At 49.3% G+C, this 20,584-nt stretch carries 14 protein-coding genes; 6 read left to right on the forward strand and 8 right to left on the reverse strand.

The features are described from left to right. Positions 1 to 1,088: 1,088 nt before the first annotated feature. From glgB to PGW97_RS21415, 3 genes are all read right to left on the reverse strand, one after another. Positions 1,089 to 3,242 (reverse strand): 1,4-alpha-glucan branching protein GlgB, encoded by a 2,154-nt coding sequence (gene glgB, locus PGW97_RS21405; RefSeq protein WP_273859761.1) that lies wholly within the window; start codon positions 3,240 to 3,242, stop codon positions 1,089 to 1,091. A gap of 53 nt (positions 3,243 to 3,295) precedes the next feature. Next, positions 3,296 to 5,479 (reverse strand): 4-alpha-glucanotransferase, encoded by a 2,184-nt coding sequence (malQ, locus tag PGW97_RS21410; protein ID WP_273859762.1) that lies wholly within the window; start codon positions 5,477 to 5,479, stop codon positions 3,296 to 3,298. 84 nt (positions 5,480 to 5,563) lie between these two features. Further along, complete coding sequence (locus PGW97_RS21415; RefSeq protein ID WP_273860641.1) at positions 5,564 to 8,020, reverse strand: glycogen/starch/alpha-glucan phosphorylase; 2,457 nt, start codon at positions 8,018 to 8,020, stop codon at positions 5,564 to 5,566. A gap of 492 nt (positions 8,021 to 8,512) precedes the next feature. Here PGW97_RS21415 and malT point away from each other — a divergent pair, with 492 nt between their 5' ends. The 5 genes from malT to PGW97_RS21440 all read left to right on the forward strand — a co-directional run bounded on the left by malT (position 8,513) and on the right by PGW97_RS21440 (position 14,866). After that, positions 8,513 to 11,221, forward strand: coding sequence for an HTH-type transcriptional regulator MalT (gene malT, locus PGW97_RS21420; RefSeq protein ID WP_273859763.1), 2,709 nt, complete (start codon positions 8,513 to 8,515; stop codon positions 11,219 to 11,221). 34 nt (positions 11,222 to 11,255) lie between these two features. Next, positions 11,256 to 11,933 carry a DUF4336 domain-containing protein gene (locus PGW97_RS21425; RefSeq protein ID WP_047885980.1) on the forward strand — a complete coding sequence of 226 codons (678 nt, stop codon included), beginning with the start codon at positions 11,256 to 11,258 and terminating at the stop codon, positions 11,931 to 11,933. Between the two features lie 348 nt (positions 11,934 to 12,281). Continuing rightward, positions 12,282 to 12,563 (forward strand): D-fructose-6-phosphate amidotransferase, encoded by a 282-nt coding sequence (locus PGW97_RS21430; protein WP_273859764.1) that lies wholly within the window; start codon positions 12,282 to 12,284, stop codon positions 12,561 to 12,563. A 259-nt stretch (positions 12,564 to 12,822) separates the two neighbouring features. Next, entirely contained in the window at positions 12,823 to 13,896 is a 1,074-nt protein-coding gene (locus PGW97_RS21435) for a DUF2817 domain-containing protein (RefSeq protein ID WP_242551910.1), read from the forward strand. Positions 13,897 to 14,032: 136 nt separating this feature from the next. Continuing rightward, complete coding sequence (locus PGW97_RS21440; protein WP_273859765.1) at positions 14,033 to 14,866, forward strand: alpha/beta fold hydrolase; 834 nt, start codon at positions 14,033 to 14,035, stop codon at positions 14,864 to 14,866. Positions 14,867 to 15,056: 190 nt separating this feature from the next. Here PGW97_RS21440 and PGW97_RS21445 read toward each other — a convergent pair whose 3' ends face one another. The 5 genes from PGW97_RS21445 to PGW97_RS21465 form a co-directional block, all read right to left on the reverse strand. Continuing rightward, the gene (locus tag PGW97_RS21445; RefSeq protein WP_047885982.1) at positions 15,057 to 15,749 is read right to left on the reverse strand and encodes a CAP domain-containing protein; all 693 of its coding nucleotides are present in this window, start codon (positions 15,747 to 15,749) and stop codon (positions 15,057 to 15,059) included. A 492-nt stretch (positions 15,750 to 16,241) separates the two neighbouring features. Next, positions 16,242 to 17,327, reverse strand: a complete 1,086-nt coding sequence (gene modC / locus PGW97_RS21450) for a molybdenum ABC transporter ATP-binding protein ModC (protein ID WP_047885983.1) — start codon at positions 17,325 to 17,327, stop codon at positions 16,242 to 16,244. Then, positions 17,324 to 18,013 (reverse strand): molybdate ABC transporter permease subunit, encoded by a 690-nt coding sequence (gene modB, locus PGW97_RS21455; protein WP_047885984.1) that lies wholly within the window; start codon positions 18,011 to 18,013, stop codon positions 17,324 to 17,326. The genes modC and modB overlap by 4 nt, the downstream gene beginning before the upstream one ends. After that, entirely contained in the window at positions 18,013 to 18,777 is a 765-nt protein-coding gene (modA, locus tag PGW97_RS21460) for a molybdate ABC transporter substrate-binding protein (RefSeq protein WP_273859766.1), read from the reverse strand. Before modA ends, modB begins: the two co-directional genes overlap by 1 nt. A 165-nt stretch (positions 18,778 to 18,942) precedes the next feature. Then, positions 18,943 to 19,476, reverse strand: a complete 534-nt coding sequence (locus PGW97_RS21465; RefSeq protein WP_273859767.1) for a DUF2799 domain-containing protein — start codon at positions 19,474 to 19,476, stop codon at positions 18,943 to 18,945. A 352-nt stretch (positions 19,477 to 19,828) separates the two neighbouring features. On the opposite strand from PGW97_RS21465, the gene PGW97_RS21470 reads away from it, so the two are divergent. Then, positions 19,829 to 20,545 (forward strand): AraC family transcriptional regulator, encoded by a 717-nt coding sequence (locus tag PGW97_RS21470; RefSeq protein WP_273859768.1) that lies wholly within the window; start codon positions 19,829 to 19,831, stop codon positions 20,543 to 20,545. Positions 20,546 to 20,584 lie beyond the last annotated feature (39 nt).

The raw sequence follows: 20,584 nt of genomic DNA on the forward strand, positions 1-20,584 counted from the left end.
GGCAACGCCTTTCTTTGTGACACTATTTTTGAGCCTATCTGTACGGCTCTTTGTTTGTGAACATAATTCAGGAACATGGCGCTGACTGGGGCATAGTGCTGAAAATGGCCACAATTTGAGGTCGACAAGTATTTCTAACTCGTTGATTCATCTCTTTCGTCTTATCACGCAGCTTAATCTAAAAAAGAGTGCTTCTGATAAGATTGGCCCTTTACTTTGAATGAAAGGCCCAAAAAGAGCGGGCGCGACATAAGTCGCGCCCTTGGTCTTTTTTGCAGCAATCCCGCTACGATGGTGCTCCCTGCATCATTCCTTGATTAAGCTGTTTCCTTCAGCGCAGTCCCTTATCTATCCGTCCTGGATATGTCCTGTTGGTCTCGCCTTGACCCGTCGAAGCATCCTGTTTCGACTCTCTTCTCCATCCTGGAGGTGTCCCTTACTTCATCCTGAAGTGGTCCATTTTGTCTTCCTGACCCGTAAGCATCCTACTTACGTTATCGACTCCGTTCGATTATCCCTTCACAGTCCTTGTCCGATATATCATCCTAATACACCGACCTCTTCCTGAGGTTGCCAACATCCCTGGCCGCTTTCCTGTTCCGTTCCGTCAGTTCCTTCCGACGGGGTACAGATTAAAAGATCTGAGTTTTTGAGCAAGCAACAGAGATCACATTTTTCTTTGATAAAAAATTTCGAGTTAACAAGAAAACCTCAAGCATTTGATTTTAATGCTTTTATTTAAATCACGTATTAATGACTTACATAACATTTCGTTAAAATCTTACTCCTTTGTGAGAGATCTCTTACACGCATCCCTACCAAATTCATCACCTGCTGACTGATTGTATTCCAATACGACCGGCTAATTGGAAACCAACCACAATCCGAAACCGACTATGGGACACAATACCAATAAAAAACCGCCACATTGCGAGAGCAAAATGACGGTTTTGGGTTTGTTCACCATGGCAGTGAATAGTAACTCTGGCAGCCGCTCTTAAAACGAAATCAGCAAGAGTAGCTTTTCACCCATGCTTCTGAACAACGCATCCAGGTAGAGTCATCACTGCTGATTCGATGGAGACAGATTAGTCTTCGTGTTTTTTAAAACGGTAAAACACTGTCGCTAACGGTGGCAAATCAATCTGAATGGACTGTGCTAATCCGTGACTTGGTTCCTCTGTCACTTCCAGTACCGCTTTCACTGGTGCTTGTCCGCCCCAGTATTTCTGATCATCGGTATTCAACAGCAAATCATAATGACCAGTCAGCGGTACACCCAAACGATAACCTTGTCGTGGAACCGGTGTAAAGTTGGTCACGACCAGCACTTTTTCGCCGTTCTGTGCCAATCGTTCATGAGCAAGAATACTGTTTTCCGCATCATCATGTACACGCCATTCAAACCCTGCTGGATCGCAATCCAGTTCATAAAGCGCGGGTTCTGAGGTGTATAAATGATTCAGATCTTTAACCAGTTGCTGTACCCCACTATGGCGCGGGTACTGCAGCCAGTGCCACTCTAACTGCCCTTCGTGTGCCCACTCCGCACTTTGTGCCAGTTCTGCACCCATGAAGTTCAGTTTCTTACCTGGCTGACCATACATAAAGCCCAGATAGGCCCGCAGGTTTGCCGTTTGCTGCCATTCATCACCCGGCATTTTATTCAGCAACGACCCCTTGCCGTAGACCACCTCATCATGGGACAGAGATAACACATAGTTTTCACTGAAGGCGTACACCATCGGGAAAGTGATGGTGTTATGGTGATACTTGCGATGCACCGGATCTTCTTTCATGTAAGTCAGACTGTCGTGCATCCAGCCCATGTTCCATTTGAAACCGAATCCAAGCCCCCCCATACTGGTAGGTTTGGTTACACCAGGAAACGCCGTTGACTCTTCCGCGATAGTCATCGCGTTCGGATACAAACGGTACACTTCTTCATTGACCCAACGCAGCAGGCTGACGGCATCAAAGTTGACGTTGCCGCCTTCGTGGTTAGGAATCCACTGATCGTGCTCCCGGGAGTAATCCAGATACAACATAGAGGCCACGGCATCTACGCGCAGGCCGTCAACATGGTAGTGCTCAAACCAGAACAGAGCGTTGGCTACCAGAAAGCGACGGACATGCTCACGACCGTAATCATAAATGTAACTCTGCCAGTCCTGGTGCCAGCCACGACGCGGATCCGGATCGTTATACAGAGCTGTGCCATCAAAATTGGCCAGACCGTGATCATCGGAAGGAAAGTGTGCCGGTACCCAGTCCAGCACTACGCCAATGTTGACCTGGTGACAACGGTCAACAAAGTATTTGAAATCATCCGGCGTGCCATAACGGCTGGAGGGCGCAAACAAGCCAATCGGCTGATAACCCCATGAACCATAGAACGGGTGCTCGGCAATCGGCATCAGCTCGACATGGGTATACCCCATATCAGTCAGGTAAGGGATCAGCGCGTCAGCCAATTCACGGTAATTAAGAAATTCACCTTGCTCGTTTTTACGCCACGAACCGGCATGCAGCTCATAGAAAGACAACGCTTGCTGATGTTTTGCTGTGACCGGGCGTCTCTGCCAGGTTTTGTCCTGCCACTGGTAGTTCGACTGCTGATAAACAACCGAAGCAAATGATGGATATTGCTCTGCCTGATAACCCCAAGGGTCGGCTTTATGAGGCAGACCGTTCCCCTGGCTGTCTTTCAATTCAAACTTATACCGTGTCCCGGCATCCAATCCCGGTACAAATAGTCCCCACAGCCCGTCATCCAGTCGCTGCATTGGGTGACGACGCCCATCCCAACCATTAAAGTCACCAACAACACTGGCGGCAGACGCATTAGGAGCAAAAACCAGGAAACGTACTCCTGATACAGGCTTATTGCCACGGTTCAGGGTGATCAGCTGCGCCCCCATTTCACCATGCATTTGTGATGGGTCAGAAAGTGCAGAAGATGAAGAGATAAGATTGTGAAACTGGTAAGGATCATACAGAGTCTGAGGACCATCTGACCAATGAATAACTAGCTGGTACAAGGCTTTTGAAAAATCAAAGTGACCCCGTAACACAAAGCCACTGTCAGCTTCGCGCTGAAGCGAGTAACGATCACCACGTTCGGTGAGTACTTCAACCTTGTCTGCACCCGGCATAAAGACCCGGAGTGCCAAGTCCTCAGTCTGGTATTGAGGCCCTAAAAATGAAAACGGATCTGAAAATGCAGCTCTCTCGAGCTGCATGTATTCCTTTTCACTGCGTGTCACGTTTGATGTGTCCAACGCATTACTCCTGATTACTGTTTTTGTGAGGCTTTTTCTCGCGTCTCGGTTAGTCGGCGCGTCAAATCAATGATGTTCTGACGGGTAAAAATGTCATCCAGTGTCGTGGACAACTTACGACGCCAGTTTGGATACTCATCTACCGTGCCAGGAATGTTCACAGGCTTGTCCATTTCAAGCCAGTCTTCCAATTGCAGGCTCAGTAAAGCACTGGAACCTGCGGCAAGATGCAATTGCATGGCTTCACTAAGATGCTGATCCATAGGGACATATGACGCATCATGGCCAATACCTTCTGGAAGATAACCATGCCATGCCAAACTATCAAGGATTTTTTGTTTACTTTCTGCACGGCTATTGAACAAACCTTTGAGCTGTTCTGCATCCGGGTAAAGTCCTAACTCTTCACCCATTTTCAGGTCATCACAGTGCCAGAAACCCCGTAGCGTCGGCATATCGTGTGTACACAACGCGGACATCGACTGATCGGCATAGTGCGCCGGAGAGTAGTAACCACCGTCCTCTGCAGTTTCAAAGAAGAAAACCTTGTACGAGTGAATACCTGCCGTTGCCAACTTATCCACGATTTCATCCGGTACGGTTCCCAAATCTTCACCGATAACCGTGCACTGATAGCGATGACTTTCCAGCGCCAGAATGGCCATAAGGTCATCGACCGGATAGTACATATACGCACCGTTTTTCGCAGAGTCACCTTTTGGAATCCACCAAAGGCGCAGCAGGCCCAGTACGTGGTCAATACGCAGCGCGCCACAGTTACGCATGTTGGCACGCAGCAACTGAATATACGGATCGTAAGCCATCTCTTTCAGCGTCTCAGGGTTCAGTGGCGGCAGACCCCAGTTTTGACCAAGCGGACCAAGAATATCCGGCGGCGCACCTACGCTGACATCCTGGCAAAGTGCGCCGTGATCGGCCCAGGTTTCAGAGCCAGAGTCACACACGCCCACCGCCAGATCGCGGTACAGGCCGATAACCATGCCTTTTTCCTGTGCCAGTTCATGTACTTCTGCCAACTGACTGTCTGCGACCCATTGCAGATACATGTAAAGTTGAACCTGTTTGTAGTTCGACTTAATGAACTGCTGAACAGCGGCGTTATCAAAATGACGGTACTGTTCAGGGAATACCGGCCAGCCCCAGACATTGTCATCTTCCTGTTTCAGCTGTGCATGCAGGGCATCAAACGCGGCCTGATGCAACAGACTTTCTCCCCCCTTCTCCACAAAGGCCAGGAACTGTTGCGCACGGGCGGTATTGTTAGTCAGATGACGCTCGCAGAACGTTTCGAACAACAGTGGCAATACGGCCATCTTCAGGCATGACACTTCACTGTAGTTAACCCAGTTAGTGTCTCGGGCATCGCTCAGACGTTTCTGGAATTCCGGACTGCCAACCAGTTGCTGCGCTTCATCACACTGAGCAAACTCACTGACTGAGCTGACATCAATGTACATGAGATTGAGCCAGCGACGAGACGACGGGCTGTACGGACTCGCGCCTTCCGGGTTTGCTGGAAACAGCGAGTGAATCGGGTTAAGCCCGACAAAGTCACCGCCACGGGCAGCAATATCCGCGACAAGTTGTTTCAGATCCCCGAAGTCACCAATACCCCAGTTGTGATTCGTACGGACGGAGTAAAGCTGAACGCTGGTGCCCCACAATTTCTTGTTATTGAGCAGTGGCTCCTGCTTGTAACAAGATTGCGGAGTGATGATCAAAGTCATTTCAAACGGAGATTTGCGACGCTTACGGAAGATCTGCAGTTTGTGATAGCCCCACGCCAAATCACTTGGCAGTGAGAACACCAGTGTCCCGCCTTTTTCGCGGTCATCGGCGACCAACTGAGACTGCAGCCAGCCCTCCAGTACTTCACCCTGCTCGGTTTCCAGACGCCAGCTGAAATCGCTGACACGGGCGCTCTGCCCCAGATACATATCAACATGAACAGGCTGGCCACTTCGCACCACTTTAACCGGAGCCAGTACATCCGGACGTAGCTTTTTGGTGGCCGATTCGAGCAGCGCTTCGTCGCTTTTTGTGTCATAACCCAGTGCAGCCAGCAATCGACGAATCGTGTCGCTGTCTACATGAGCTTCTTCTCCCCAAGCACTGACATAGTTGTCGGCGATACCGACCATGTCAGCAACTTGTTTTAAAACTTGATCATCTTTCATCGTTCTCTCCGTTAGCGGCCTTGCGGCCGCTACGATGTTTGGGTGTTGCTGATATCAATTCGGTTTCGTTATGTCTGGACTCGCTCAGCACTTCACTGGCTTGAGGTTCCAGATATTATTGGCGTAGTCACGAATACTGCGGTCAGAACTGAATTTACTCATCAGTGCGGTATTGAGAATCGCTTTATGGGCCCAAGTTTTCTGATCGCGGTAAGCCGCATCAATTTTCTCATGGGTTTTTACGTAATCGGCAAAGTCTGCCAGCACCAGGTAAGGATCACCGCCTTCCAGCAGGTTCTGACGAATAGCGGACAGCAGACCCGGCTGACCTGGCGTGAATTCGTCAGAATCCAGCAGATCCATCGCCGCGCGAAGCATGCTGTCGGCGTTGTAGTAACGGTAAGGATCGTACCCTTCCTGTTTCAGCTTCTGCACTTCATCAACCAGCAAGCCAAAAATAAAGATGTTGTCATCGCCCACTTCTTCACGCATTTCTACGTTAGCGCCGTCCATGGTGCCGATTGTCAATGCACCGTTCATGGCGAACTTCATGTTACCGGTACCGGATGCTTCTTTACCGGCTGTTGAAATTTGCTCTGACACATCTGCCGCCGGGAACAGGATTTCCGCCAGGCTGACACGGTAGTCTGGTACAAAGACCACTTTTAGCTTGCCACCCAGACGCGGATCATTGTTCACCTTCTCGGCAACTTTGTTGATCGCAAAAATGATATCTTTTGCCAGCGCATAACCCGGTGCAGCTTTCGCCCCGAAGAAGAACACCCGTGGATGCATATCAAACGTCGGATCATTCAGCAGACGGTGGTAAAGCGCCAGAATGTGCAGCAGGTTCAGGTGTTGACGCTTGTATTCGTGCAGACGCTTAATCTGAATATCGAAAATGGCATTTGTATCCAGATCGATATCCATGTTGGTTTTCACCCAGTCAGCCAGACGTTGCTTGTTCTGTTTTTTCACGGCCATGAAGCGTTGCTGGAACGCCTCGTCATCAGCAAATTCCGCCAAACCGGCGATTTTTTCCAGATGAACCGGCCAGTCGCTGCCCACTTTTTCACTGATCAACTCAGACAGGCCCGGGTTACAGTATTTGATCCAGCGACGTGGTGTGACGCCATTGGTCACGTTAGTCAAACGTCCCGGATACAGTTCGTTGAACTCAGGGAACAAGTCACGCTTCACCAATTCTGAGTGCAGCGCCGCTACCCCGTTTACGGCGTAGGTGCTGACCACACAGAGGTTAGCCATGCGAACCATGCGCTGCGGGCCTTCCTGAATAATAGACAACTTGCGTTTTACATCATTATTCCCTGGCCAAGCCGCTTCTACTTCTTTCAGGAAACGGTGGTTGATCTCGAAGATGATTTCCATGTGACGAGGCAGCATTTGCTGAATCAGGGCTTCACTCCATGTCTCCAGCGCTTCCGGAAGCAATGTATGGTTAGTGTAGGCAAAAGTCTGCGAGCAGATCGCCCATGCGGCTTCCCACCCCATTTTGTATTCATCAATCAGAACACGCATCAGCTCAGGAATGGCGATGGTCGGGTGCGTATCGTTCAGCTGGATCGTTTCCAGTTTCGCCAGATCCTCAATCTCATTACCGGCGGCATGGTGACGACGCAGAATATCCGCAATGGAACAGGCACAGTGGAAATACTGTTGCATTAGACGCAGTGCTTTACCCTGATCGTGATTGTCATTCGGGTACAACACTTTGGTCACGTTACCCGCTTCCAGTGCCGGGTATTGTGCACCCACGTAGTCACCGTCGTTGAAACGGGCCAGGTTAAACGGTGCCGGTGAACGGCACTCCCACAAGCGGAGCGGATAAACGGAGTTGTTGTCATAGCCAACAATCGGCAAATCCCACGCAATACCGTCAACCGTCATACCCGGAACCCAGCGACGACAGTTGTTGCCGTCTTCGTCCAGATAACTTTCAACATACCCGTACAGGCTGACTGTTTGGGTCAGTTCAGGACGAACCACTTCCCAAGGGTAGCCTTCAACACCACGCCAGCCGTCCGGTGTTTCAACCTGGCGTCCTTGTTCAAATGACTGACGGAACAAACCGTACTCATAGTGCAGGCCGTAACCGACCGCAGGGTATTCCTGCGCAGCCAGCGAGTCCATAAAGCAAGCAGCCAGACGCCCCAGACCACCGTTACCCAGAGCCGGATCACGCTCTTCTTCGAGCAAATCAGTCAGGTTCTGGCCCAGTTCTTCCATTGCTGAAGCTACGTTTTCATACAAGCCAAGGCTAATCAGGTTGTTACCTGTCAGCCGGCCAATCAGGAATTCAAGAGACAGGTAATTCACGCTGCGGGCTTTTTCTTTTGCGAGTTTTTGTTCGGTCGCCAGCAGATTACCCGTGCTGATTTCAGCCAGTGCACGAGCCATAGCCAGATACCAGGCATGAGGCGTGGCATTCTCGGTCGTGTACGCATAAGTCGTGGTGAGATGTTTTTCTACAGCGGCTTTAAATGCTGCTTTATCAAACTGTTGTGTCTGACCATTCTTAATCATGGTTCAATCTCGCTCTAGGATTATTTCCAACTGATACCTATGTTGCCTGCCTTAGTCCGGCAAAACATCCTCCCGTGTAGGAAGGGATGAGGGAGGAGTATTAGGGGCGTAGTCCGTTTTCTCCCCATCATTGTGTGACAGCCTGCAAAAAATCGAGGTGGAGAAGCACTAATCAGCCGCTCCAAGTGCAATTAGGCTCACATAATCATCCTAAATTTTAATGTGCAAAGCCATGATGATTTCTCTGTGAAAGTTTTTAATTGTGTGATTTGGTTCATAAATATGGGGATGAGAGCACGAGATTTGCTGATCTCGCCATTTTGGGAGGTAAAGTTATGGGACAGATCAAAAGTTGCGTGAAACATTTCATGCAAGATGTCGGTCGCCCGAGAGCCTCTCCATGCTGATCACGCGCAGGAATAAGCGTGTTTCTATCATCAGTATGCAGAGTACAACGGAACTGTAACCTTAGAGTAAGATAGCAAGACTATGTGGATACCATCGAAATTAACCCGTCCGGCACGCCTTCATAACGCCATCATGCGTCCCCGTTTGCTGGATGCCCTTAATCAGGCCCCTTACTATCGTCTTGTTCTTTTTCGATCTCCTGCCGGCTATGGCAAAACCACCATGGCAGCGCAATGGCTGAACGAACACCCTCACACCGGCTGGTTTAATATCGACGAAAACGATAATGACTCGTTCCGTTTTGCCAACTATTTCCTGCAAGCGCTGAACAAAGCCTCGCAACTGGCCTGCCCGAAAACACAGGCGATGGCTGAACGTCGTCAGTTTGCCTGTCTGTCCACCCTGTTTGGCGAACTGTTTGCCGAATTGGTGGATTACCATGAACAAACTTATCTTGTGCTGGATGACTACCATCTCATTACTAACGATGACATTCACGACGGGATGCGCTTTTTCCTGAAAAACATGCCGGATAACCTGACTCTGGTGGTTACCAGCCGTACCATGCCACCGCTGGGCACGGCCAATTTGCGCGTCCGGGATCTGCTGATTGAAGTGGATAACGATTTGTTGGCCTTCGATGAAGAGGAAACAACCCGCTTCTTCAAAAAACGGCTGTCTGAACAAGTCGAAGTGGACATTCTGCGCTCGCTCCACCAGCAGGTTGAAGGCTGGCCATCTGCCTTACAGCTGATTGCCCTTCACGCTCAGCAAAGACCGATGCATCTGGTTGAGTCAGCTGAGTCCATGGCCAGTTTTAACCGGGGCCACTTGTGGGACTATCTGGCCGAAGAGGTGTTTGATTTGCTGGATCAGGAAACCCAGAAGTTTCTGTTGCAGTGTTCAGTGCTCGATATGTTCAACGCCCAGCTGGTAACCGACCTGACCGGTCGGAGTGATGCACTGGCGATGCTGGAGTCCCTCAACCGCTTTGGTCTGTTCCTCAATACGCTGGAAGGCGACAACAACTGGTATCGATTCCACAATCTGTTTGCTGAATTTCTGCGCCACCAGCGTTACGCGCAAATTCCCCAGCAACGTGGCGAATTACACGCACTGGCGGCAAAAGCCTGGCTCAAACAACGCTCACCACAGCAGGCCTTGTTGCACGCCCAGAAAGCAGACGATCCATCACTGGTCATCGATATCCTTTGCAGCTACGGCTGGGAAATGTTCCATCACGGTGAAATGACACTGCTGGAAGATGCCATTGCCGCACTGGGCAGTGATCACCTGTATACCCAGCCGCGCCTGAGCCTGCTGCGCATGTGGCTTCTGCAAAGTCAGCATCGCTATAACGATGTCGGCGATATGATGACCCATACAGAGCAAGAACTGGCAAATCGACATATTGAGCTGGATGATGCGCTGCAGGGCGAATTCAATGCCCTGCGAGCCCAGGTGGCAATTAACCAGAGCAAGCCGGAAGATGCCCTGATTTTGTCGGAGCAGGCGCTCGGGCAATTGCCATCCACCACCTACCGTAGTCGTATCGTTGCCACATCCGTTGTTGGCGAAGTCCACCACTGCCTCGGCAACCTGAGCCGTGCGCTGCCAATGATGCAGCAAACGGAAAAAATGGCTCGTCAGTATCATGTTTACCATCAGGCGCTGTGGGCACTGCTTCAGCAGAGCGAAATTAATCTGGCACAAGGTTATGTCCAGACGGCATTTGAACTGCTGGATCAAGCCTTTAAACTGGTGCGAGAACAGCATCTGCAACAGGTGCCGCTGCACGAGTTCCTGTTGCGTCTGCGGGCGCAGATCCTATGGTGCTGGAACCGTCTGGACGAAGCTGAAGAATCGGCACTAAAAAGCCTGGAAGTGCTGGCTCCGTATGATGAAACCAAATCCTTGCATGCTTACTCCATGCTGGCGCGCATTGCCGTAACCCGTGGTGAACATGACAAAGCGGCCCGCTACCTGGAACTGTGTAACAGCCTGATGGATCGCTCCATCTACCACATTGACTGGCGCGCCAATACCGACCTGGCCAATTTGCTTTACTGGCAAACCACCGGCGATACGGAGAGCATCCGACTGTGGCTGGAAAAGGCGGAACAGCCAGATGGTGCATGTAACCACTTTCAGCAGCTGCAATGGCGAAACATCGGGCGTGCCAGCGTCAACGTTGGTCAGTATGAACGGGCTGAACAAGTGTTTGCTATGCTTGAAGAAAGTTGTAACAAACATAATTTGGTCACAGACAAAAACCGAAATCTCGTGGTACAAGCCGTGCTAAGTAAAAAGCAAGGTAACCGCCTTCAGGCGCTGGCCCAGTTAAAAGAAGCGCTTAGCCTTGCCAACAGCACGGGAATGGTTGGAATATTCTTGTGTGACGGCAATGAAATTTGTGATTTACTGCAGGAACTGGCAGACACCAAAGCGTTGAATGAACTGGAACTTCATCGCGCACGCCAGCTGCTGAGAGAAATGACCAGCAAAGAGCGAAACCGTTCCGTCCATTTTGATGAGCAGTTTGTAGAAAAGCTGCTGAATCTACCGGATGTACCTGAACTGATTCGCACCAGTCCACTGACACAAAGGGAGTGGCAGGTACTGGGACTGATTTATGCCGGTTACAGCAATGAACAAATTGCGTCTGAGCTGGATGTGGCGTCAACCACGATCAAAACTCATATCCGCAATCTGTACCAAAAACTCAACATAGCCAATCGCCAGCAAGCGATTGAGACTGCTGAGAATCTGTTGAAACTGATGGGCTTCTGATCCTCAGGGCTTCATCTCGGGTTAAGGATGACCGATGAAAGAATGGAGCAAAGACAGGATCTGGTTTCAGGATATGCCGTTCAGGTTCCACGGCATACCTGTGGGTGCCAGAATGACCGTCATTAAGCTGGATAACGGGAAGTTGCTGATTCATTCCCCTATCCAGCTCACTACCCAAATGCAAATTGAGCTGACCAAACTGGGCAGTGTGTATGCCATTGTCAGCCCCAATATGAATCACCATCTCTATCTTTCGGAATGGTGGCTGGCCTATCCGAAAGCCTATTTTTTTGCCCCGCCGGGCTTACAAACCAAACGCACCGATCTGGTGTTTGATGATGCATTAAGTGCCAATAGTCCGTCTATCTGGCGCCATCAGCTTTATCAGACCCTGTTGCGTGGTAGTGACCAAATGGAAGAAGTGGTCTTCTGCGATCCGGAGTCCAACACCCTGATTGTGGGCGACACTCTGGCTTGGCTACGCCACGCCTGCCACCCGCTTACTGTTGCCTTAGGGGTGGCGAGCGGTTGTTACTGGCAACCGGCCATGCCTTATTACTGGCGGCATACCTTTAAAGACAAAACCCGGTTACGGCAGTCATTACAGGAAATTCTGACCTGGCCATTTGATCGCATCATTTTGTCTCACGGCGAAAATATTACCGAGAACGGCAAAGCCGTGTTTCACCATGCATTTCGATGGGCGTTTTAAGCCCTAAACCGAAACCTGAAACCGAAACTCTTGCCGATTTTCTCTTTTGCTGTCACGTTGTTCACCTCTGACGTGACAGCCGAATAGCTTATCAAGAGATAAGCCGACGAAATGAAAATAAGCAGTCCGTTGCCAAGCCGTTGATATCACCCATAGCGAAATTCCTCACAAGTCATTTCCCATTTTTAGGTGATATGGTTTACCGTTTGGTTCAAGAGCGCCTGATTTATTGTCTTTAATCAATGAATTATCGAGTTGTGGTTTCATCATGACCATATGTGATAAAACTCACACATTTACCCGAAAAGTGGCGTATATTCATATCGTATTTCTTGTGAGGAAATGGAAATGAATGCTTCTAAATGTTTTCTGAGGGACCTGCTTGGAATTGTTCTTGTCGTGAGTGCAATTTCGGTGATGATGGGCATTATTTTCAGTTGTTTAGCTGGTCTGAATTACCTTTCCCATGAAGAGGCGTTTGCCAGCACTTACCTCCATGAAGCGATACCGCTGTTATTTTGCATCATTCCATCACTGATTCTTGCGAAAATTATCAATCGTCCGAAATGGATTAATGATGTGGAGGAGTATGAACTACAAAGTGCCAAACGATTCAGTCAGACTCACTAACCTACAGGCCTTTAGCCAATAATATCCCTAACTCAGCCCCGCATAGGGGCTTTTTACGCCCCTGAATATTAGACTCTCAGCCTTCGGCTCCCCGTACCCTCCCTTTCCTATCAGGCAAGTTCTCGCCTGCCGCTTGTACGATGCCCAGCCATTATCGGTTTTCTCTTCGTTTTCGGAGTGACATATTATTGTAAGGGGAACTGGCTAGTATGAGACACATGGCCTTCATAACCTTAAGCAGCGTTAGGGAGTTAAGCGTTTGAATAAGTATGATCTTTACCGGCGCTTGCCTGAAATGATGCAACTCGAAACGCTGGTTAACCATCAGGTCACACACCTTCAGAGTGTGCCTGTATCAGTCAACACACTGGCAGTGACCGAACTCGAAAACGTTCCACTTCCCATCTATAAAATTGCCCTCGGTAATCCCCATCCTGATACTCCCTGCCTGATGTTTATTGGTGGGGTACATGGCCTGGAGCGGATAGGCAGCCAGGTGGTGCTGTCGTTACTCAACAGTCTGTGCCAACGGCTCCATTGGGATGCAGCACTGCAAACCCGTCTCAAACGCCTGCGACTGGTTTTTATTCCACTGCTGAACCCTGTCGGCATGGCAAAACGGTATCGTTCGAATGGCAATCATGTGGATTTAATGAGGAATGCCCCGGTCGACAGTGCTGAACGCACAGCTTGGTTGGTTGGCGGTCACCGGATATCACGTTTTCTCCCTTGGTATCGCGGAGCCGAAGGTGCACCAATGGAACTGGAGTCGCGAGCATTGATCCAAGCCGTGCTCAGTGAAACTCGCCAAAGCCCGTTGACGATTGCGCTGGATTTTCATTCTGGATTCGGCAATAAAGACCGTCTCTGGTTTCCTTATGCCAAAAGCCGTCTCCAGCCAATTGCGGATATCGGTGCACTGTTTCACTTAAAAACACTGTTCTTCAATGCGTTTCCGCATCAGAACTACCTGTTTGAACCACAAACCAAACATTACACCTGTCACGGTGATCTCTGGGATCACCTTTATGATCTGGCTTCGGCCCGGCATCAGTCACTGCTGCCGCTGACCCTGGAAATGGGATCCTGGCGCTGGGTGAGAAAGAACCCGTTACAGTTGCTCGATCGGATTGGATTATTTCATCCTATGAAACCTCATCGAGTCGACAGAGTGCTGCGTACCCACCTGACCTTAACGGAATTTATGATGAGTGCAGCCTATTCTTACACCAGCTGGTTTTTAAGCGATGCCAATGCCGATTATGCCCGGCAAGCCATTTCGCTTTGGTACCCTCAATCGGATTTAACTGACAATGAGCATAGCCTTACCTGAGTCGTCATATTCAGAGACTGCGTCATCTGAAACAACCACTTCCTCCGCGACATCCGGAGCCAATGAAAGTGCTCGCCCCATTATTTTGTTGCGCGGGTTGCTTCGCGAGAGCCGACACTGGGGAGCGTTTACACAGATGCTAGAGCAACACTACCCTTCAAGGCCGGTAATCTGCCTCGATCTAGCCGGAAACGGCAAACGGTTTGAAGAAGCATCACCCTCGCAGTTACCTGAGATGGTTGAAGATTTACGCCAGCAACTAGCGTTATCACTAACGACCCACCCGGCACACGAAACAACCACAACGCCCCCCGCAGGCACGGATGTTCAGGCTCAAGCTCAAAAACAGGATCTGGAACATACACAACAGCCGGTTCAAACAAAGCCTCATCCAAGCCAGCAATCCCCCAAATTGGCAGCAGATATTATCGCCATCTCGATGGGGGGAATGATTGCAATGGAGTGGATGCACCGCTACCCGGAAGAGATTCATCAGTCAGTGCTCATTAATACCAGTGCCCGCCCCTATTCCCCCTTTTATCACCGGCTGCGTTGGCAAAACTATCCGGCCATTCTGCGTGGACTGTTTCAAACAGCCAATGACAGAGAGGCGACATTTTTCCGACTGACCACACGTCTGGCACCCGCTAAACATCTTGAACAATGGTGCCAGTGGAGGGCCCAATGCCCGGTTTCATCGCGAAATGCCCTACGCCAGTTATTTGCTGCAGCCCGCTTCACTCACCATGGCGTGCCCAGTGCTTTTACCCTTTTACTAGCCAGCAAGCAGGACAAACTGGTCGATGTTGCCTGCAGCAAAGCACTGGCAAAAGCCTGGGCCGTCCCGCTGTTGTTACATCCGGCTGCCGGTCACGACTTACCCTTGGATGATCCTGAGTGGGTACTCAACCGGGTCACCACATTTTTCCGGTTACATGAGCAATCCGAACCCGGGGCAAAACCGCGGTAGCCCGGTGTCATCACAGTCAGACGATTGAACAATTTCTGTTTAAACCACAAGCCATACTCGGGTAAAACGCAAAAAGGCCGCATGATAATCTGCGACCTTTTTCTTCATCTTTGCACACCGTTTGTATGCATGGCTTGTGACCTGATTCTGACTTATGCCCTAATCTGGTCCGGTTGCTAAGGCTCAGCGATTAACGCGGACGAGCAAAGACCTGAGTCCAGTAAATACCGTACTGCGTGTCCGGATTTTCTACAGCCGCTGAACCCATTTGCGTTACGTTACCGCTCATGATGTTCTTACAGTGACCCGGGCTGGCCATCCAGGAAGCCATAACGGCATCAATGTCTTTCTGACCTGCAGCCACGTTTTCAGCCCATGCACTAGATACATAACCTGTCGCATCGATACGGTCACCTGGCGAGCTACCGTCAGAGCCGGTATGACTCATGAAGTTGCCGTTAGCCATATCACTGGAGTGACCGTATGCCGCCGCTTCCAGGTCATAATCCCACGTTAGCGCTGGCACCGCTGGCATAATTTCACCGCCACAGTTTTGCTGTTGAGAACGCGCCTGATTCACCGCGTATAGCATCAAGTCTGCAAACTCAGTGGAATCTGGTGGTGTAGTCGGTTCAGTGGTTCCACCGGTGTTGTTACCGTTATCCGGCGTTGTGGTACCCGTGTTACCGCCAGTGCTGCCGCTATCAGTACTTCCGCTGTCTGTGCTGCCACTGTTACTTCCGGTGTTATTTCCCGTATTAATCGCACTACCACTGTTACCAGTCCCGGTTGAGGTCGTTCCCGATGAATCAGAACCACCGCCTGAACCACCACATCCCGTAAGAATTAACGCCGACAATACGAACAAAGGAAGAACTTTCATAATATACCTAGCTGTAGAATACAATAGATATGTTTTATTAAGCTCAATGGTTCATGAGTTGCTATAAATAATTTAGCTTAATAAAACACGATTAATAATTTTGAATATCAATAAGACGAGGCACACTATACTGACTTGGGACTGAACGATTCAATATGCAACGGTTATTTTTAAGCCATATTGACAGATAATTGACAAATAAACCTGGTTGAAATTTGACCAAATATGGTTGTTATTAATTGATTTTAAATGAAATTAAAAACACATCAAACATGAGATAAAAATAAACAGAAAAACTAACAATAATGACTAATAAATAAGTCACACTCCATTGCCCTGTCGATATTAATAAGTCTAATCTTTGATTTTAATAAAATATCCCTGTCAAAATATTATTAATTGTTAAATATTTATTAATGAAAAAAGCCTATATGGACTCAATAAAAAAATGCTGCGTATTTGCAGCATTTTTTAATTACCTCATAATGTTAATTACAGTGCCACTAAGTCATCCTGAGTAACACTCACTCCTTTAATCTGCGCATAAACCTGATCACCAACCTTCAGTTCCAACTCATCAGCTGCCCACAAGGTAATGTTGGCCCAAAGCTGAGCTTCGCCAATTCGTAACCGGACTTCCACCCGCTCTTCCTCATCAACCGAGTGAAGTTTATCAATTCGGGCAGCGAGCACATTTCGAATACTGGTTTGAGTTGGTCGCTCGCGGACAATAGAGACATCGTTAGAATGGATTCTTACTCGTACCCACTCGCCACGGGCACGTTCCAGCCGTTTGACCCACAGATAGGCATCATGATTCAGCATCACCTGTGTCAATGCATAGTCCGGATGCTGAAAGTTCACCCTGGCACTAAGCAATGAGCTTTGCTCTTTGCTTGGCAGCCAAGGGCGCATCGCCGGTGAGCCCCACACACTGTTTATATGGCCGGAGATCACCACCTTCCCTTGATTTATCATGACCATATGATCAGCAAGACGAAGAATTTCGTCCAGGCTGTGCGTCACATACACAATCGGAATTTTGATCTCTCTGGCCAGTTTTTCCAGATATGGCATTAATTCCTGCTTGCGGGGTAAATCCAGAGACGCCAACGGTTCATCCATCAGCAGCATGCTTGGGTTCGACAATAACGCCCGACCAATGGCGACACGTTGCTTCTCCCCTCCGGACAATGAGGCCGGATAGCGTTTCAATAAGTGCGCAATGCCCAGCAGATCAATAACATGCTGAAAATTATCAGGAGACTGATTCACACAGCCATAACGTAAATTGCCTTCCACACTGTAATGGGGAAACAGCCGGGCATCCTGAAAAACATAACCAATCTGACGCTTTTCGGGAGGGAGGTTAATCCCGCGCTGAGTGTCAACAATGGTTTTGTCCCCGATCTCGATCACCCCGTCATCAGGCCGGGTTAATCCGCTAAGGACGTTGATCAGTGACGTTTTACCGGCACCCGAACGACCAAACACCGCGGTGATGCCCTGCATAGGCAGCATCAAATCGACATCCAGCTTCAGCTGACCCAGTGTTTGTTTCACAGCAATCTTAATCATTGTGCCTCCAGACGTCGTCGGGCAAGTCGAGCCAGCCATTCAGAGGCCAGTAGTGATGCCAGTGCAATGGCAATCGCAATCACACATAACCGCGCCGCCTGACTTTCTGCCCCCGGAGTTTCAATGAATGAGAACATGGCCAGTGGAATGGTCTGAGTTTCGCCGGGGATATTCGAGACAAACGTAATGGTGGCCCCAAACTCCCCCAGGGCGCGAGCAAAGGCAAGTACCGAGCCCGTCAGAATACCGGGGATAGTCAGCGGTAATGTAATCGTGAGAAAAACACGCAAAGGGCTCGCGCCAAGGGTCCTCGCTGCTTGCTCCAGTTTAGGATCGACATTCTCCAACGCCAGCCGAATAGCCCTGACCATCAGCGGGAAAGAGACCACGGCCACCGCCACCACAGCGCCGCGCCAGCTGAAACTAAAAGTCAGCCCAAACCAGTCATATAAGACTTTCCCGAGCCAACCCTGACGACCCAACATCACCAACAACAGATAGCCAATAACAACCGGCGGTAACACCAGAGGCAGGTGAATCAGCCCATCCAGTACCGATTTACCCATGAAATTTTTACGAGCCAGCAACCAGGCACACGCCATTCCCAAAGGTAAGCTCACTAACACAGCCACCCCGGAAATTTTCAGGCTCAACAGCAATGCCTGGATCTCGTAGTCGGATAACACTAGCGTGATTCTCCAAAGCCATATTTTTCAAAAATGGCTGCCGCTTCATCTGTCATCAGATAATCGTAGAACCCTTTTACTTGTGGATCTTCTGCTTTGCCTTTAATCATCGCCACCGGGTAAGTGATTGGTGTATGACTGTCCGCAGGTAACACCCCCACCATTTTCACTTTTTCTGACACCATGGCATCCGTTTTATAAACCAGACCCAGATTCGCTTCCTGCCGTTCCACCAGCAACAACGCTGAACGTACGTTATTCGCTGCCGCCAGTGCTTTCTCTGCCTGTGGCCACAAGCCCAGATTGCTTAAAGATTCCTTGGCATACATACCCGCCGGCACATGATTCGGATCGCCCATAGCCAAACGGGTCCCTTTCAAGGCTTCGGTCAGATTCCAGTTGGCGGTAATTTCAATGTTGTCAGCCGGATAACTGGTCGGCGCAATCATGACAAGGCTGTTTTCCAACAACGACTTACGGGATGAAGCGTCGATTGCTTGCTGCTCTGCCAGATAGTCCATCCATTTTTCGTTCGCTGACAGATAAATATCGACTGGAGCCCCCTGAGCAATCTGACGTGCCAACGTTGAAGAAGAAGCATAAGAAAGCGTTGTCGAGACGCCGGTTTTGTCCTCATAGGCTTTTGCCACATCATTCAACGCATTGGTCAGTGAGGCCGCTGCAAACACCGTGATCTTGTCTGCAGCAAAGCTGTTTGTACCCGCCAAGGCCAGCCCAAACAGGGCAATTCGGCTCCAGTTCATCTGTTCTCTCCATATCGTGACAATAAAAATACCGATATATACTATTGTACATATCGGTATCGAGCAATACTCCCTGAGAGGTGTAATAGCTTGATGCGCCATTTATCACGGCACTGGGTGAAGGTGATCTGAGCAACAACCTCAGATCACATGATGAAGGCGAGTTTAGAAAGAAAAATGATATTGGTACTGATACGTCGGCACGATTAAAGCCTGCCTTTCCGAACGCAGCATTTTTTCTCTTTTACGCAGATACCTGGCTTCTTCGCTGTTGCCGTTCTGCTTCTTGTTCAACTGCTGCACCTGATAGGCAATGGTCGACAATTCTCTGTCTATTTCCTGAATCCGCTGTTCGACACGGTATTCCTGAATACCACGGTTGTACTGCTCAATGAACTGCGGGTTGTCGCAAACACCGTTGTACACACCGCCGTAACGGCCTACGCGATAGCCGTTGTCCGGCATGCAGTAATAGGTCAACCCCAGCTCATAACCATTCCCCCAGGAGAGGTGGTCAACCATGACGTTGGCTTCCCGGCAGTCCTGCGCATAATCATTGATTCTTGATGAGGGTACGCCATTCTGCCCGTCCTGAAGCCCGACAGAGTACCAGTCAGCAACCTGACACTCTTCCACCGACATGCTTGAACATCCGACAAGCTGCGCCAATAACAACATACAAAGGGAGCGCCTAAACATAAAACCTCATGTCAAAACAAAGCAAGCCGACATACTAAATCAAACAGCGTTCATTAAAAAGCAGAAAGTTACTCCCAACCTTTAGCTAAGTTGCCCAATTTACAATCTGTTTGATAAAAAAGTGATTGGTTTATCCGTGAAAGCAGTCATCAAAGCGTGGCTAAGCACAGTGTCTCAGGAACACGTTTCGAACAGCAAGTTCCAGCAATGATTAGCTGGTCCTACTTGGTCAAAGCCATTAGAAGAATGGTTATATAAAAAATCAAACAACAATAGAAAGTGCATTGGAAACGGCAATTCTCTGTTTGGTTGTGTAATATAACGTCAGCGTTAAACAGGACTTTTTGATTTCATGGAAAACAGCCTCAGCATTCGTTCCTACACCCGGCAGCGCCGTGGCCACACACATACCTATCATCAATTGGTATTACCCATACAGGGAACAATCAACATTGAATTATCGGGTTACACCGGAAAAGTCTCTGTAGGCGAATGTGTTGTGATTCAAGCAGGACAACAGCACTACTTCAAGGCCGATGAAGCCGCACGTTTTATCGTGGCCGACCTGAACGAGTTGCCTGCAAATCTGATCATAAGTGGGTATGCTGTCTTTTGTGTGACGCCTCCGCTACTCAGTTTTCTCTTTTTTATTGAAAAACAGCTGGAATATCAGGTAGACGACAGACTTGAACAATCGGTTCTGGCGATCTTTTACCAATTGCTGGAGCAACAAGGCTTCACTCATCCGGTCGATCCGCGCATTCGCTCTGCTCAAAGCTATATCACCGAGCGACTTTGTGAACCACTTGAGATCAACCTCCTGGCCGGAGTCGCCTGCCTGAGCCCGACACAATTTAAGAAGCTATTTAAAAAGCACATTGGTATCAGTGCTCACCAATACATTACGCAACAACGGATGGAAAAAGCCAAAGCTTTGCTAAGCCATACTGATTTGCCCGTTCAGTTAGTTGCCGAGCAGGTTGGCTATCGTGATCTGTCAGCATTCAGCCGCCGGTTTTCTCGTTACTTCGGATTATCGCCGCGTGAATTTGTGCACCAATCCCCCTAATAGCGCCCTATCAGCCAACCATTGCGTCCGTTCAGCACA

Origin of the sequence: Photobacterium sp. GSS17 (genome assembly GCF_028621875.1) — a bacterium.
In the GTDB taxonomy this organism is placed as follows: Bacteria; Pseudomonadota; Gammaproteobacteria; order Enterobacterales; family Vibrionaceae; genus Photobacterium; species Photobacterium ganghwense.

What these genes read in the sequence shown, in the direction of transcription:
- glgB (WP_273859761.1), bottom strand. Translation starts at nt 3,242, where the DNA reads ATGCAGCTCGAGAGAGCTGCATTTTCAGATCCGTTTTCATTTTTAGGG.
- malQ (WP_273859762.1), bottom strand. Translation starts at nt 5,479, where the DNA reads ATGAAAGATGATCAAGTTTTAAAACAAGTTGCTGACATGGTCGGTATC.
- malT (WP_273859763.1), top strand. Translation starts at nt 8,513, where the DNA reads ATGTGGATACCATCGAAATTAACCCGTCCGGCACGCCTTCATAACGCC.
- PGW97_RS21425 (WP_047885980.1), top strand. Translation starts at nt 11,256, where the DNA reads ATGAAAGAATGGAGCAAAGACAGGATCTGGTTTCAGGATATGCCGTTC.
- PGW97_RS21430 (WP_273859764.1), top strand. Translation starts at nt 12,282, where the DNA reads ATGAATGCTTCTAAATGTTTTCTGAGGGACCTGCTTGGAATTGTTCTT.
- PGW97_RS21440 (WP_273859765.1), top strand. Translation starts at nt 14,033, where the DNA reads ATGCTAGAGCAACACTACCCTTCAAGGCCGGTAATCTGCCTCGATCTA.
- PGW97_RS21445 (WP_047885982.1), bottom strand. Translation starts at nt 15,749, where the DNA reads ATGAAAGTTCTTCCTTTGTTCGTATTGTCGGCGTTAATTCTTACGGGA.
- modC (WP_047885983.1), bottom strand. Translation starts at nt 17,327, where the DNA reads ATGATTAAGATTGCTGTGAAACAAACACTGGGTCAGCTGAAGCTGGAT.
- modA (WP_273859766.1), bottom strand. Translation starts at nt 18,777, where the DNA reads ATGAACTGGAGCCGAATTGCCCTGTTTGGGCTGGCCTTGGCGGGTACA.
- PGW97_RS21465 (WP_273859767.1), bottom strand. Translation starts at nt 19,476, where the DNA reads ATGTTTAGGCGCTCCCTTTGTATGTTGTTATTGGCGCAGCTTGTCGGA.
- PGW97_RS21470 (WP_273859768.1), top strand. Translation starts at nt 19,829, where the DNA reads ATGGAAAACAGCCTCAGCATTCGTTCCTACACCCGGCAGCGCCGTGGC.